This is a genomic window from Agrococcus casei LMG 22410, assembly GCF_900163565.1.
Lineage (GTDB): Bacteria > Actinomycetota > Actinomycetes > Actinomycetales > Microbacteriaceae > Agrococcus > Agrococcus casei.
This window is the reverse complement of the sequence record NZ_FUHU01000026.1, coordinates 56231-69959: the sequence shown is the minus strand read 5'-3', so window position 1 is coordinate 69959 and position 13729 is coordinate 56231. Positions and strand designations below refer to the sequence as shown.

The 13729-nt window shown below is 65.6% G+C and carries 14 protein-coding genes; 3 read left to right on the top strand and 11 right to left on the bottom strand.

Translation table 11 applies throughout. The features are described from left to right. Window positions 1–56: 56 nt before the first annotated feature. Window positions 57–3488, bottom strand: a complete 3432-nt coding sequence (locus CZ674_RS05300; protein WP_143244654.1) for a BTAD domain-containing putative transcriptional regulator — start codon at window positions 3486–3488, stop codon at window positions 57–59. 202 nt (window positions 3489–3690) lie between these two features. Here CZ674_RS05300 and CZ674_RS05295 point away from each other — a divergent pair, with 202 nt between their 5' ends. After that, window positions 3691–4221 carry a hypothetical protein gene (locus CZ674_RS05295; protein WP_086991489.1) on the top strand — a complete coding sequence of 177 codons (531 nt, stop codon included), beginning with the start codon at window positions 3691–3693 and terminating at the stop codon, window positions 4219–4221. A 12-nt stretch (window positions 4222–4233) separates the two neighbouring features. Here the strand turns inward: CZ674_RS05295 and CZ674_RS05290 are convergent, their stop codons facing one another. The 8 genes from CZ674_RS05290 to rpsP form a co-directional block, all read right to left on the bottom strand. Then, window positions 4234–4857 carry a ribonuclease HII gene (locus CZ674_RS05290; protein WP_234988442.1) on the bottom strand — a complete coding sequence of 208 codons (624 nt, stop codon included), beginning with the start codon at window positions 4855–4857 and terminating at the stop codon, window positions 4234–4236. Continuing rightward, window positions 4854–5591 carry a signal peptidase I gene (lepB, locus tag CZ674_RS05285; protein WP_234988440.1) on the bottom strand — a complete coding sequence of 246 codons (738 nt, stop codon included), beginning with the start codon at window positions 5589–5591 and terminating at the stop codon, window positions 4854–4856. Before lepB ends, CZ674_RS05290 begins: the two co-directional genes overlap by 4 nt. Window positions 5592–5678: 87 nt before the next feature. Further along, window positions 5679–6026 (bottom strand): 50S ribosomal protein L19, encoded by a 348-nt coding sequence (rplS, locus tag CZ674_RS05280; RefSeq protein ID WP_086991776.1) that lies wholly within the window; start codon window positions 6024–6026, stop codon window positions 5679–5681. Between the two features lie 113 nt (window positions 6027–6139). Then, window positions 6140–6733, bottom strand: a complete 594-nt coding sequence (locus CZ674_RS05275; RefSeq protein ID WP_086991487.1) for a hypothetical protein — start codon at window positions 6731–6733, stop codon at window positions 6140–6142. A 10-nt stretch (window positions 6734–6743) separates the two neighbouring features. Beyond that, on the bottom strand, window positions 6744–7469 hold the full coding sequence (trmD, locus tag CZ674_RS05270) for a tRNA (guanosine(37)-N1)-methyltransferase TrmD (RefSeq protein ID WP_086991486.1): 726 nt from the start codon (window positions 7467–7469) through the stop codon (window positions 6744–6746). Window positions 7470–7474: 5 nt separating this feature from the next. Beyond that, window positions 7475–8005, bottom strand: coding sequence for a ribosome maturation factor RimM (gene rimM / locus CZ674_RS05265; RefSeq protein WP_327078615.1), 531 nt, complete (start codon window positions 8003–8005; stop codon window positions 7475–7477). A gap of 22 nt (window positions 8006–8027) precedes the next feature. Continuing rightward, a complete protein-coding gene (locus CZ674_RS05260) occupies window positions 8028–8264 on the bottom strand; it encodes an RNA-binding protein (RefSeq protein WP_086991484.1) in 237 nt (78 codons plus the stop codon). Window positions 8265–8266: 2 nt separating this feature from the next. Continuing rightward, window positions 8267–8728 carry a 30S ribosomal protein S16 gene (rpsP, locus tag CZ674_RS05255; protein ID WP_086991483.1) on the bottom strand — a complete coding sequence of 154 codons (462 nt, stop codon included), beginning with the start codon at window positions 8726–8728 and terminating at the stop codon, window positions 8267–8269. Window positions 8729–8936: 208 nt separating this feature from the next. On the opposite strand from rpsP, the gene CZ674_RS05250 reads away from it, so the two are divergent. Beyond that, complete coding sequence (locus tag CZ674_RS05250) at window positions 8937–10028, top strand: carboxylate-amine ligase (protein ID WP_159456909.1); 1092 nt, start codon at window positions 8937–8939, stop codon at window positions 10026–10028. 1 nt (window position 10029) lies between these two features. Here CZ674_RS05250 and ffh read toward each other — a convergent pair whose 3' ends face one another. After that, a complete protein-coding gene (gene ffh / locus CZ674_RS05245; RefSeq protein ID WP_086991481.1) occupies window positions 10030–11613 on the bottom strand; it encodes a signal recognition particle protein in 1584 nt (527 codons plus the stop codon). A gap of 66 nt (window positions 11614–11679) precedes the next feature. Here ffh and CZ674_RS05240 point away from each other — a divergent pair, with 66 nt between their 5' ends. Further along, the gene (locus tag CZ674_RS05240; RefSeq protein WP_143244653.1) at window positions 11680–12837 is read left to right on the top strand and encodes a class I adenylate-forming enzyme family protein; all 1158 of its coding nucleotides are present in this window, start codon (window positions 11680–11682) and stop codon (window positions 12835–12837) included. Between the two features lie 22 nt (window positions 12838–12859). Here the strand turns inward: CZ674_RS05240 and ftsY are convergent, their stop codons facing one another. Continuing rightward, a complete protein-coding gene (gene ftsY, locus CZ674_RS05235; RefSeq protein ID WP_086991479.1) occupies window positions 12860–13729 on the bottom strand; it encodes a signal recognition particle-docking protein FtsY in 870 nt (289 codons plus the stop codon).

The window sequence follows — 13729 nt, the reverse complement described above, 5'->3', positions numbered from 1 at the left end:
GAGCTTCGAGAGAAGCAGAGCGCGCTCACATTCCGTTCACGTGGCTGTTGCTGAGGTCACTTGGCCTTTGCGAGCAGTGCCAGCCTGTCGTTGATCATTTCGAGCCAGACCGGCGCATTGATGCGACGGCACATTGTCGCTGCAGCCCGCAGGTGCTGTTCGGCCAGACTGTGCTGACGCTGCAGCCGTGCCAGCACCCCGAGGTGCAGATCCACCGGCCCTGCGGTGATGGTGCCATTGGAGGCGACCATGCCGCTGTACGGCAGCAGCAGCCGATAGAGCGCAGGGGCAAGGTCATGTCGACCAAGCTCTTCGCTCGTCAAAGTCAGGTAGTGCACGCCGTGCAGCCACAGCATGTCGCGAGGCACTTGCGAGAACGAGTCGGCTGCGAACTCATCGAGAATGGACTCGGCCTCCGCGAGGTGCCCTGTTCTGGCGAATGTCAGAGCCAGAGCAGCACGCCACGATGGAATGCCGTGGGCGACCGTCGCAACCTGCTCACGCACCTGGTCAACAATCTCAGAGAGGCGTCCCTGCACCATTCGCAGTGTGAACAGCTGCCCCGCGAACCAGGTGAACGCATCCGCCTGACCCGTCTTGGCTCCGAGGCTGTAGCAGTCGAGCATCAGCTGTTCGGCGAGAGCAGTCTTGCCGAGCACGAGCGTGCGCATCGCCTGCCAGCCCTGCACCAGCCACAGTCGTGCAGGATCGTCGAGCGATGCCGACAGGCGAGCCGCTTCCGACATGTACCGGTCGGCGATGGCGAACTCTCCGAACCGCATGCTCGACTGTGCAAGCCCGAGGGCCGCTGACAGCCGCATCCGAGCGCTTCCGGAACGGCTGGCCAGCGTCAGCAGGCGTCGATTGATTCGCACGCACTCAGCGGGGTCTTCGAACAGCGCGTGCATGGTCGCGTACCGCTGGGTCAGCACGGCCGGAATACAGTGATCGTCGCCGCTCTGCTCGGCGAGAGCGAGCGACTGCTGACTGGCAGCAAGGACCTCGCCGCGCATCCTGGGCTCGCGCACATTCTCGATCGCCCATGCCGCGAGCAGCTGCGCTCGAACCGACTGATCTGCGTCCGGGCATCGTGCCAACGCCGTCTCAAGATGCACGATGCGTTCCTGATCGAGGCTGGCGGTGCCCGACCACCACCCTCGCGTGTTCGCGAGCACCGCACGAGTCAGACGCGGTGCGTCGTCAAGATCGACCGCAGTTCGAGAGGCCTCCAGCAGCGTGTCGCGATAGCGAGGACGAGCCAGCCGAAGCTGCGCCATCCCCAGAGTCGTGAGCGCATCGCAGCGCAAAGCCGCATCCGATTCCCTCGACAACAGCGGCAGCACCTGTTCGAGCAGTCCCTCAGCGTCGGCCAGCGCTCCACGAGCGTACGACTCCTGCCCGGCCATCAGCAGGTGCTGCGCCGCACGATGCTCGGCACCCGCGGTGTCTGCCCGCAGCAGATGATGGGCGAGCAGTTGGTGACGCTGCAGGTCATCCAGCATGGCCTCCGCCTCGTTGAGTGCCGCGACGCGCTCATGCAAACGGGCCCGCAGGAGCGCGGGAAGGGAGTCGTAGAGTGCCATGCGCACGATGTCGTGGCTGAACCTGAACTGCCGAAGACTGTCACCGTCTGGCTCGATGAGGTGATGCTGCAGCGCGGGACGCAGCACGGTCTCTGCTTCTGCTTCACTCATGCCGCTGACGCTTGCCGCGTAGCCCAGCTCGAACCGATGTCCGATGACTGCGGCATGCTGCAGCACGCTCTTCGCATCAGCGGGCATGGCATCAACCCTGCTCCACACGACGGAAGAGACCCCGGGAGGGAGCGATCGGATGTCGTGCGCGCCAACGGCTTCTGTCATGAGCAGGTGTCTCGTCAGCTCGACCACGAACAGGGGGTTGCCGCCCGAGGCATCACGCACGTACTCGTCAAACCACTGCGGCACCGATGCCGAGGTGGCCAGCCTCACGCGCTCGGCGGAGACGAGTCGTGCCACGTCGGAATCCGTGAAGCGCGCGAGGTGGACATGCGTGACCCGATCCGACTGGCGCAGCAGCTCGGCCAGGGGTGAGCTCTCGTCGACCTCGTCATGCTGATCGCGCATGGTGACGACGATGAGGGCCTTCACGTTGCGAGGACTGTGCAGCAGGCGCCGCAGGGTCAACAGGGTCTGTTCATCCGCCCATTGCACGTCTTCGATGAACAGCACCACCGGGTGCCGCCGTGACACCTCGGCCAACCACGCAGCAACCGCGTCCATGGTCGCGTGGGCATCAACCCCGATCGCATCAGAGACTGCGGTCTGGGCATCACCCAGCTCAGGCAGAATCGTGGCGAGCTGAGGAGCCCGCTTCTGCAGCTCGCTCTCGTCGACGAGATCAGGAAACTCCGTCAGGAAATGATGCACGACGTCAGCGAACGGCTGGTACGCGGTGGCCGTCCACGGCGCGCATCGTCCCTGAAGCACCACCGCATCTGCACCAGCTGCTGCACGCAGAAAGTGCTCACCGAGATGGCTCTTGCCGATGCCCGGCTCACCCGTGATCGTGACGACCTGGATTCCCGCACGGCTGCGACTCCACGCCTGGTCAAGCAGCGCCAGCTCTCTGGCGCGCCCAATGATGCCCGCGGTCTGACCCGTGGTGCCATGACGATGACGGTCTGCTGACGGAACAGGCGCACGGTCCTCGGCCGGCCGACCTTCAAGCATCATCTGATGCAGCTCTCGGAGCTTCGACCCCGGCTCTGCCCCGAGCGCCTCGACGAATGCCTCGCGCGCTTGGCCGTATGCGGTCAGCGCAGCCGACTCCTGACCTTCAGACCACAGGGCGCGTATGAGCTGATGCCACGATCGCTCCCGCAACGGGTCAATGGCCACGGCTGCCCGCAGTTCGCCGATGACCTCGTGGCCCCGAGCACAGCCCAGCAGAGCCTCCACGCGGTCAGCATCAGCTTGCCGGCGCATCTCGTCCAACCGCAATGCGAACGGACGCAGACCCAGGACATCGTCGATGTCAGACAGCGCCGGACCGCGCCAGAGGCCCAGTGCACCTTCGAGTTCCGTCGCCGCCAGCTCGGCTTCACCCGCAGCCAGCAGCGCTCTGCCACGCTCGCTCGACTGCGTGAACCGCCGTGCATCCACCGAGATCCGGTCGTCAGCAAGCCGGTAGCCGTCGTTGATGAACTCGATGTCGAGCTGCAGCGTCTGCCGCAGCCTGTGCATGTGCGCCTGCAGCGCATGCACAGCGTCCTTGGGCCGCTTCTCTGGCCAGAGGTCGTCAATCAGAGCAGACACCGGCGCGGGGCGCCCTTCGGCCAGTGCCAGCCGGGCAAGGGTGATTCGCTGACGACGCCCACGCAACGGCTCACTGCTCACGGCGCTGGTGACCGCGACGGTGCCGAGCAGCAGGACTTCGATGGAGTCAGACTGGGCAGCCATGTCAGAACCCACCGAGTCCTGCACTCCACCCATGGCACTGACGGTCACTCATTACTCGACTGTATCGATGGCTTCACACGCCTGCCGAGATCGACCCGAATCGTTACTTGCCGGTTACTGAGCGCAGCGCAGCTGTGTGAGCGACATGTGAGGGCACACGGGCATGCTGACACCGTCACAGACTGCACTCCGCACCACCTGGGTTCCCAGGCCTTTCAATACAGAGAAGGAGGCCGGTGCGCCGGTCGATATGCACAATCACACCAGTTTCACCAGACTCGCCGCAGTCGTCGGGACGACGCTGTTCGCCTTCACCGTCAGCGGATGCTCCACGGACTCGTCAGACGCCGGCGACAACCAAGTGCAGAGCGAAGAGACCGCCGTGTCTGCAGAGCAGGACACCGCAGCGGACGCGGAGCAGCAGTCTGATCAGGACGCGGCAGCCGAGCCAGACGCGGATGCCGGCGCATCGCTGCCTGACGACTTTCCGGCGGACGTGCCGCTGGTCGAAGCTGACATGAACACGGCCACAGTCAACGACTTGCCGCAGGGACGCACCTGGATGGTGTTCTTCGACTCGGATTCGCCCTACGACACCGTGAAGGAGGCCCGGGATCTGCTCACGGCGGCAGGATTCACCGAAACCGCGTGGCAGGAGCTCAGCAACCTGACGTTGGGAGTGTTCGAGAACGGCACCTATCAGGTCAGCCTCAGTGCCAGTGACGACGAAGAGGTCGCAGGCATGAGCTACGCAGTGGTCGAGATCGCCGGCGGCAGCTGACCTGCTCTGTCGTCAGTGCAGCCACGTCTGGCGATGGTGCCCCGTGGGGCCGTGCTCCGCGATCGCCGCCATGTGCGCCGCGGTGCCGTACCCCCGGTTGCGTTCCCACGCGTAGTGGGGGTGCAGCCGAGCCAGGTCGGCCATGTAGTCGTCTCGTGCCACCTTTGCGAAGCACGCGGCGGCGGCAACGGAGACGCAGTCGCGGTCGGCCTTCGCTCTGACCGTCATCTGGGGTGCGTGCTCGAGGTGCTCGCTGAGCCAGTCGTGTGTTCCGTCCAACAGGATGTGCGCATCCTGCACCTGCACTCCCTTGCGTGCGAGGTCATCGACGGCACGGACTGCCGCGTGCGCCAATGCGGTCACGATGCCGATTCGGTCAATCGTGTCAGCGTCGATCCAGCCGAGCCCGATGTCGACAGTGTCGGCAAGCTCTGCCGCAACCTGCTCTCTCCGCTTCACACTGAGGGTCTTGGAGTCGCGCAGCCACTCGGGCCACGTCACCGTCTCGTGTGTCCAGGCGGCTGCCCCGACAACGAGCGGGCCTGCGACTGCGCCGCGGCCGACCTCGTCGATGCCGATCACGATCGGAGCTCTGGCAAGCAGCTCAGACTCGAGATCGCTGGTGGGCCAGATCACGGAGCTGCGTGCTCTGGCACGTTCGCAAAGACGTCGGCGTGGTTGTCGAGCCATCGCCACCTGTCCATGGGCCAGGTTGTCAGAATCGCTCTGCCCACGACGTTGTCGATCGGCACGAATCCGCTGTGCGGGCCTGCAGTGTGTGCCCGCGAATCGGCCGAGTGATAGCGGTTGTCGCCCAAGACCCAGAGGGAGTCTTCGGGAACCGTGACTTCGAATTCGGTGCCTGAAGCAGGCAGCGATGCGTCTTCGAGATGCAGATACGGCTCGTTGATGGGTGTGCCGTTGACCGTGACCTGGCCGAAGTCGTTGCAGCATGCGACGACGTCGCCCGGCAGCCCTATGACGCGCTTGACGAGGTAGCCGTGCGATTCGTCGGGTGCCAGGCCGATGAAGACCAGAAAGTCGTGCATGTAGCCGGCGGCGCCGCTGCGCTCCTCTGCAGGAGCATGCTGCAGCCAGCCGCCCGGGTCTTCGAAGACGACGATGTCGCCGCGCTCGATGTCGATCAGCTCGGGCTGCAGGAGGCTCACCGCAATGCGGTCGTTGACCTGCAGCGTCTCAGCCATCGACTCCGACGGGATGTAGAACGGACGCATCAGGAAGGTCTTGACGAGGAAGGAGATCAGGATCGCGATCAGGAAGATGACCACGAGGTCCCGAAGCATCAGCAGTGCGCTTCTGCCCAGCGACTGGGGATTGTCTTCTGCGCTCCGCGCATCGACTTCGGCCATTGACACCCTCTTTCCAACCTGCCAATCATAACTGCGCCAACGATGAAGGGCGGGCCGACTGGCCCGCCCTTCAAGAGTTCAGTTGACTCAGTTCTCGCGCTTCTCGCGGATGCGCGCAGCCTTGCCCTTGCGGCCGCGGATGTAGTACAGCTTCGCGCGACGGACGTCACCGCGGCTGACGAGCTCGATCTTCTCGATGCTCGGCGAGTGCACGGGGAATGTGCGCTCGACACCGACCTGGAAGGAGATCTTGCGAACGGTGAAGGTCTCGCCGACGCCACGGCCCTGACGGCCGAGGACGAAGCCCTGGAACACCTGGACACGCGAACGGCTGCCCTCAACGATGTTCACGTGAACCTTGACGGTGTCACCGGTGCGGAAGTCGGGGATGTCGCTCTTCAGACTCTGCTTGTCGAGGTCCTGGAGAATGTGCATAGCGGTATCGCTCTCTGCAACCGCCGCGGGTCGGCTGCTGTTGTCATGATGGTCTGTGACGAAGTGCACTCGCTTTGCTCCCCTACGGCAGAGACTGCACGAGGCACAGCTACCTATCTTGCCACAGAATCGTCGTCGTTGTCGAGAATGATCCGCTGACCGGACTGCGGCGCGTCGGGGCGCTCGAATTTGGCGTCCATCTGCTTCGGAGGCCGGGGAGCACCAGACTCCTCCTGCACCCGCTCTGCGAAGTTCTTGAGGCGGTTCTGCGTCTCGCGGGCGACGGCACGCATCTGCTTCCAGAACACGACGACGCCGGAGATCGGAATGGCGTACGCGAGGATGACTGCGATGACGCTCGAGGCGCCGACTGCGCCCTCACCGGCAACTGCGCTGAACGCGCTCGCGGAACCGGATGGCCCCTCGACCACGACGAAGAAGCCGAAGAGCAGAATGAGCAGCAGCCACGGCCCGACCCAGGCGACGTCGCGCCACATCACGGCACGAGGCTTGCGCACCTCATTGCGAAGGATAGTGATGCCGACCACAGCGGCGATGCCCAGCGCAAACAGTGGGGCAAGCAGTGCAAAGAGCAGGAGTCCGCTGCCGAGGGGCGCGCCGAACAGCGCACGGCCGAACATGATCCAGCCAGGCAGCACGATGATGCTCGCAATGAACACCCAGAAGAGAGCGCGTCGGAGAGCCATGCCGTCGATCCTACCGATCTGCCTTGGGAGGCTCGGGGGCATCTTCTGCTTCTGTCGCGAGGAGATCCGGACGAACCGCTGCAGTCCGGGCGATCTGTTGGTCGCGTCGCCAGCCGCTGATTCGAGCGTGGTTGCCGCTGAGCAGCACTTCAGGAACCTCGCGGTCACGCCACAGCGCCGGCTTGGTGAAATTCGGGTACTCGAGGAGGCCGCCTTCGTGACTCTCTTCTGCAAGGGAGTCGGGGTTGCCGACCATGCCGGGGATGAGTCTGGCGACGGCCTCGATCATGGCCATCGACGCCACTTCTCCCCCGTTGAGCACGTAGTCGCCGAGCGACAACTCGCGCACGCTGGCGATCGAGGCCGCGTACTCGGGAACTCGGGCGTCGATGCCCTCGTACCGACCGCACGCGAACACGAGGTGGGTGTGCTCTGAGAGCTCGCGCGCAGAGCGCTGCGTGAATACGGTGCCGGATGGCGTCGGAAACACCACGGTGCTGGTGCCGTCAGCGCGCACGATGCTGTCGAGCGCCAGCGCCCAGGGCTCGGCCTTCATGACCATGCCCGCGCCTCCGCCGTACGGAGTGTCGTCGACCGTGCGGTGTCGGTCAGTTGTGAACTCACGAAGGTCGTGCACGCCGACGTCGATGAGGCCGCTCTGCCGAGCCTTGCCCATCAGGGAGACGTCAAGAACACCGAAGTACTCCGGAAAGATGGTGATGATGTCGATGCGCACGGGCGCTACTCTGCCTCGTCGGGAAGCTCTTCGAAGAGTCCGCCGGGGGGCGTGATCGTCACGGTGCCCTCCTGCAGATCGACCGACGGCACGAATGCCTTGATGAAGGGCATCATGACCTCTGCGCCGTCGACGTCGATGACCAGGATGTCCTGCGCCGGGAACGCGTCGACTCTCGAGACGATGCCGATGGCGACTCCGTCGCGAACGACTTTCAGCCCGGAGAGCTGGTGCACGTACCATGCGTCTGGCTCGGCGGGGAGCTCGAGCGGATCCTGGTCGACCCACAGGATCGCCTTGACGAGCGTCTCGGCTTCGGAGCGGTCGTCGACGCCCTTGAAGAAGCCGACGGGGTGCCCGTTGTAGACACGGAAGTCAGTCATCTCGAGTGACTTGCGGTGCCATTTGCTCGCTGCAGGAACCTGCAGCGTGAATGTCGCGCCCTTGGTGAAGCGGCGCTGCGGCTCATCGGTGTAGAGCTCGATCTTGAGACCGCCCTTGAGGCCGTGAGCCTTGGTGAGCCTGCCGACACGCAACTGAGTGCGTGCGGCTGCCTCGCTAGCGATCGGTGTCCGCCACGTCCACGCGGACGCGACGCCCATCGGCAAGCGACGTGATGACGGTTCGGAGCGACTTCGCGGTGCGTCCCGACCGTCCGATGACGCGACCGAGGTCCTCGGGGTGCACACGCACCTCGAGGACCTCGCCGCGATCGGTTGAGCGGGAGGCAACGCTGACGTCTTCGGGTCGCAGAGCGATACCCGAGACGAGGTGCGTGAGAGCCTCCTGCAGCATGATTACTCCGACTGCTCGGTCTCGGCAGCTGCCTCTTCGGCAGGAGCCTCGTCGGCAGCGGGAGCTGCTTCTTCAGCGGGAGCCTCGGCTGCAGCCGGCTCTTCGGCCTTGGGCTCAGCCTTGGGCTTGAGCACGGTCTTCTTCGCGGCGTCAACCGTGAACTCGCGCTTGCCTTCGGGGGCCTGGACCTTGGACTCGGTGTCACCCTCGCCCTTGAACTTGGCCCAGTCGCCGGTCAGCTTCAGGAGTGCTGCGACCTGCTCGCTCGGCTGTGCGCCGACGCTGAGCCAGTACTGCGCACGCTCTGAGTCGACCTCGATGAACGAGGGCTGCTCGGTCGGGTGGTACTTGCCGATCTCTTCGATCACGCGACCGTCACGCTTGGTGCGTGAGTCGGCGACGACGATGCGGTAATGGGGGCTGCGGATCTTACCGAAGCGCTTGAGGCGAATCTTGACTGCCACGTTTCTCCAACTTGTCTTGCGAACGGTGCACCCGCCGACTTCGTGGGGCCGAAATCAACGGGGAGGCTAGGAAGAGTCGCCGCGCCACGAGAGAGGGCAGGCACGTCGAACTCCAAGCATCTATTCTTACACAGTTTCGGCGCACGTGTCCCATCGCGTTCGGTGCGTCTCCTGGCAGAAGTCGCGTGCGTGGCTTTACGCTCATAACGTGGACTTCGCTACTTCTGCATCCGGCACCATCGGAATCGAATGGGAGCTGCAGCTCGTCGACCCCTCCAGCCGTGCACTCGTCGGATGCGCGCAGCAGTTCGTGAGCACGCTCGGCGACCAGCGGGTCAAGAGCGAGTTCTTCACGAACACGATCGAGCTCGTCACCGGAGTCCACGTCGGCGTCGACGCCGCTGTGGCTGAGCTCGAGGGGCTGCGCGACTCCGTGCTGGCCCATGCCGAGGCAAGCGGCCTCGCGCTCGTCGGCATGGGCATCCACCCCGCAGCCCACTGGCGCGACCAGCGCGTCTCCGACGACGACATGTACCGTCGCCTCCTCGCCAAAGCCAGCAGCTGGGGCGCGCGCCAGATCATCCTCGGAGTGCACACGCACATCGGCGTCGACGATCGCGAGACGGCCATCGCCCTGCAGCGATCCCTCGTCGGCAGCCTTCCGCTGGTGCTGGCCCTCAGCGCCTCCAGCCCGTTCTGGCACGGCACCGACACCGGCTTCGACTCGCAGCGCACCATGATCTTCCAGCAGCTGCCGAACGCAGGCCTTCCGCCTGTCTTTGCCAGCTGGGCCGATTACGAGGCGGCCGCAGCCGATCTCATCGACTGCGGAGCGGTCGATTCGGTCAACGAGCTCCGCTGGGACGTGCGGCCCGCCGCCGCCTTCGGCACGGTCGAGTCGCGCATCGCCGACGGCGCGACGTCGATCGCAGAGGTCGCCGCCGTGAGCGCACTGACCGCAGCCCTTGCTGAGGAGGCGCGTCGCGCATCCGTCTCGCAGTCAGCGACGCAGCAGCTTCCAGAATGGCTGCTCCGCGAGAACCGCTGGAGGGCCGCCCGCTACGGGCTGGAGGCCGAGATCGTCATCGAAAAGGGGCGCACGGCTCCCGTGCGAACAGCGGCGGCCGAGGCAGTCGATCGCCTCATGCCGATTGCCGACGAGATCGGCGCCGCAGCCGCTCTGCAGCAGGTGCCGCGCATCCTGTCGACCGGCAACGCCGCCAGCCGTCAGCGCCGCGGGGCCGAAGCCGGCGGCATGCACAGTGTCGTCGACATGCTGATCGACGACCTGCGCGCCTGAATCACTGCTTGTTGCCAAGCATCTTCTGCAGCGTGGCCTGATCGTCGCCGGTGAGCGCGTTGTACTCATCAGCGTCGGCCGTCTGACCGCCGCCGAACGCGCCTCCGCCGAAGGACGAGCCCTGCTTGCCTTGACCGGCCTGAGCCGCAGCGGCCTCCTGCTGAGCCCGCTTGGCTGGGTTTCCGGAGCGCTTGGCCTTCACAGGAGCGCCCTTCTTGGCCTTCTTCGACGAGTGCATGCCGGGCATCGGAGCCATGCCGGGCATGTTCGGCATGCCGCCCTTGGCCATGGTGCGCATCTGCTTGGCGGCACCGTCGAACTGCTTCATGAACTGGTTGATCTCGGTCACCGTGACTCCGGCGCCCTTTGCGATCCTGAGGCGACGCGAGCCGTTGAGGATCTTCGACTGACGCCGCTCAACGGGGGTCATTGACTGGATGATGGCCTCGTAGCGCACCAGCTGAGCCTCGTCGAAGTTCTCGACAGCCTCTTTCATCTGCTTGCTCTGCCCGGGGAACATGCTGAGCAGGCTCTTCATGTTCGACGCCTTGCGCATCTGCTGCAGCTGCTTCAGGAAGTCCTCGAGCGAGTAGGTGTCGTTCATGAGCGCTTCTGCGCTCGCACGTGCCTCGTCCTCGTCGAACGCCTTCTGCGCCTGCTCGATCAGGGTGAGGATGTCACCGAGGTCGAGGATGCGACTCGCCATGCGGTCGGGGTGGAACGGCTCGAACTCGTCGAGCCCCTCGCCCGTCGACGCGAACATGATCGGCTTGCCGGTCACTCCCCTGATCGACAGCGCGGCACCACCGCGGGCGTCGCCGTCAAGCTTGGTCAGCACGACGCCCGTGAAGTCGACGCCTTCCTGGAAGGCCTTGGCCGTCGCGACGGCGTCCTGGCCGATCATCGAGTCGATGACGAACAGGACCTCGTCGGGGTTGACCGCCTTGCGGATGTTCGCGGCCTGCTTCATGAGTTCGGCGTCGACGCCGAGACGACCGGCGGTGTCGATGATCACGACGTCGTGCTGGCGCTGCTGGGCGAGCTTCACACCCGCCTTGGCCACCTTGACGGGGTCGCCGACGCCGTTGCCGGGCTCAGGCGCGTAGACCACGGCACCAGCGCGCTCGCCGACGACCTGCAGCTGGTTGACGGCGTTGGGGCGCTGGAGGTCGGCTGCGACCAGCAGCGGCGTGTGGCCCTCGCCGGCCAGCCACTTCGCGAGCTTGCCCGCAAGCGTCGTCTTTCCGGCACCCTGCAGACCGGCAAGCATGATGACCGTGGGAGGCTGCTTCGCGAATTCGATGCGGCGTTGGTCCTGGCCGAGGATGCGCACGAGTTCGTCGTTGACGATCTGCACGACCTGCTGGGCCGGGTTGAGGGCCTTCGAGACCTCTTCGCCGAGCGCTCGCTCGCGCACGTTTGCAGTGAAGTCCTTGACGACGTCGAGCGAGACGTCTGCCTCGAGCAGCGCACGGCGAATCTCGCGCACGGTGCCGTCGACGTCACTCGCAGAGAGTCGACCCTTCGTGCGCAGCTTCGCGAGCGTTTCCGTCAGGCGGGATGAGAGAGAACCGAAAGCAGCCATTGTGGAGTCGATGGTACCAAGCAACCGGCAGGCGGATGCGCGGCCGAGGTTGTATACGCTGTCAGTGTGTTGCAACTCACCCCGCAGAACACCAGACGCCTCGTGCGTGCCGCCCGTCGACACGGCATGTCGATCGCCACACTGGCTGAGGCGGCTGCGACGAGTTTCGGCGACAGCACGGCGCTCGTGACCGCCACGAAGCGCTACTCCTTCCGCGAGCTGTGGAACACCGCAGAGTCGCTGGCTGCCGGCCTGTACCTGCATGTGCTCGGCCGCCAGCCCCGCATGATCGTGGTCTCGAGCGAGGGCGAGGACATGATCCTGCCCCTGCTGGCCGCGCACCGGCTCGGGCTCGACGTCATGCCCATCAACGCCGCAACCCACGCAGAGGTCGTGCCCCACGTCGTGCCGCGCGACGCCCTGCTCATCCATGACGGCGAGAAGCCCGACTGGCACACCGGGCCGGCGATCTCGGCAAGCCGGGTCTCTGAGCTGGCGCAGTCCTCCGGAACCTCGCTCGGGCGCACCAGGCGCAGGTCTCGCATCATCCTGCTGTCGTCGGGCCGCACCGGGTCGCCTCGGGCGCACGTGACGCGTCCTGTCGGCTACGGCGGCGTTCGCCAACTGGCTTCGCTGCACAGGCGGATCGGCATCGAACGGGGCGACTCCGTGCTCGCTTGCTCGCCGCTGCACCACGGACACGGGCTTCAGCTGCTCGCCTCGTGCCTCTTCACGGGTGCGCAGCTGGTCTACGCGCCGCACGCGACCGCGCCTGAGCGACTCGACCTGATGCGCAACGAAGGCGTCACGCTCGCAAGCGGCATCCCCTCCCACTTCAGCGACATGGCCGACATCCTCGAGAGCAGCGGCGCTGAGCCGCCGTCGCTCCGACGAGTCGTGTGCAGTGCCGAGCCGCTCACAGAGGCACTCGTCAGCAGGCTCACCGACATCTGGGGTCCGGTGGTGCTCAATGCCTACGCCATGACCGAGACCGGCACCGTGACCGTGGCATCACCAGAACAGGTCGCAGCGAATCCTGGAACAGTCGGATTCCCGCTCTCAGGTGTCGAGATCGGCATAGTCGGCGAGCCGATCCATGCAGATGCCGAGGGCCAGATCTGGGTGCGCGGAGGCAACCGCACCGTCATCACGAACGACTACGGGCGCGTCATCGACCGCCAGCTCTATGTCGACTCGCCTGCGGTGAACCGAGAGCTCACCTGACGCACTGACCTGCCGCGGACCGTCAGCCGACGAGCTGCTGCACGAACACGTGGCCGGTGAAGCCCGTCAGGTCGTCGATGCCCTCGCCCTGGCCGATCAGCTTGATCGGCAGGCCGGTGCGCTCCTGCACCGCAAGCACGAAGCCGCCCTTGGCACTGCCGTCGAGCTTCGTGATCACGAGCCCGGTCACGCCGGCGTGCTCGATGAACGCCTCGGCCTGCGACACGCCGTTCTGCCCAGTCGTGGCGTCGAGCACCAGCAGCACCTCAGACACCGGCGCCTGCTTCTCGATGACGCGGCGCACCTTCGAGAGCTCGTCCATGAGCCCGCCCTTGGTCTGCAGGCGGCCAGCCGTGTCGATCAGGCACATCGAGATGCCCTGCTGCTGCGCCGCGGCGACGGTCTGGAATGCGACCGACGCTGGGTCCTGGCCCTCGCGCTCGGGCTTGATGATGCTCGCCCCGCCTCGCTCAGCCCAGGTCGCGAGCTGCTCGACGGCTGCGGCACGGAATGTGTCGGCGGCGCCCACGATGACGCTCTGGCCGCGAACGGTCAGGAACTTCGCGAACTTGCCGATCGTCGTCGTCTTGCCGACGCCGTTCACCCCGACCACGAGCACGACTGCCGGCCGCTCCTTCAGGTTCAGCGTGGGGTCGTACTGCGCGAACCGCTCCTCGAGGCGCTCACGCAGCATGCGCTGCAGATCGCGGGGGTCGTCGGTGCGAAAGCGGTCGACGTCTGCGCGGAGGCTGTCAATGACCTCTTCTGTGATGGTCGGCCCGAAATCGGCCGTGATGAGCGCCGTCTCGAGGTCGTCCCAGGTGTCTTCTGTGATCGTCTCTCGTGCGAACATTCCGCGAAGCGCTCCTGAGAGCGACCATTTCTGTGCCAT

Coding starts and splice junctions, on each gene's coding strand:
- ffh (WP_086991481.1), bottom strand. CDS start 11,613: ATGGCTGCTTTCGGTTCTCTCTCATCCCGCCTGACGGAAACGCTCGCG.
- rplS (WP_086991776.1), bottom strand. CDS start 6,026: ATGCACATTCTCCAGGACCTCGACAAGCAGAGTCTGAAGAGCGACATC.
- CZ674_RS05275 (WP_086991487.1), bottom strand. CDS start 6,733: ATGGCTCTCCGACGCGCTCTCTTCTGGGTGTTCATTGCGAGCATCATC.
- ftsY (WP_086991479.1), bottom strand. CDS start 13,729: ATGGCACAGAAATGGTCGCTCTCAGGAGCGCTTCGCGGAATGTTCGCA.
- CZ674_RS05295 (WP_086991489.1), top strand. CDS start 3,691: ATGCACAATCACACCAGTTTCACCAGACTCGCCGCAGTCGTCGGGACG.
- CZ674_RS05260 (WP_086991484.1), bottom strand. CDS start 8,264: ATGCTGCAGGAGGCTCTCACGCACCTCGTCTCGGGTATCGCTCTGCGA.
- lepB (WP_234988440.1), bottom strand. CDS start 5,591: ATGGCCGAAGTCGATGCGCGGAGCGCAGAAGACAATCCCCAGTCGCTG.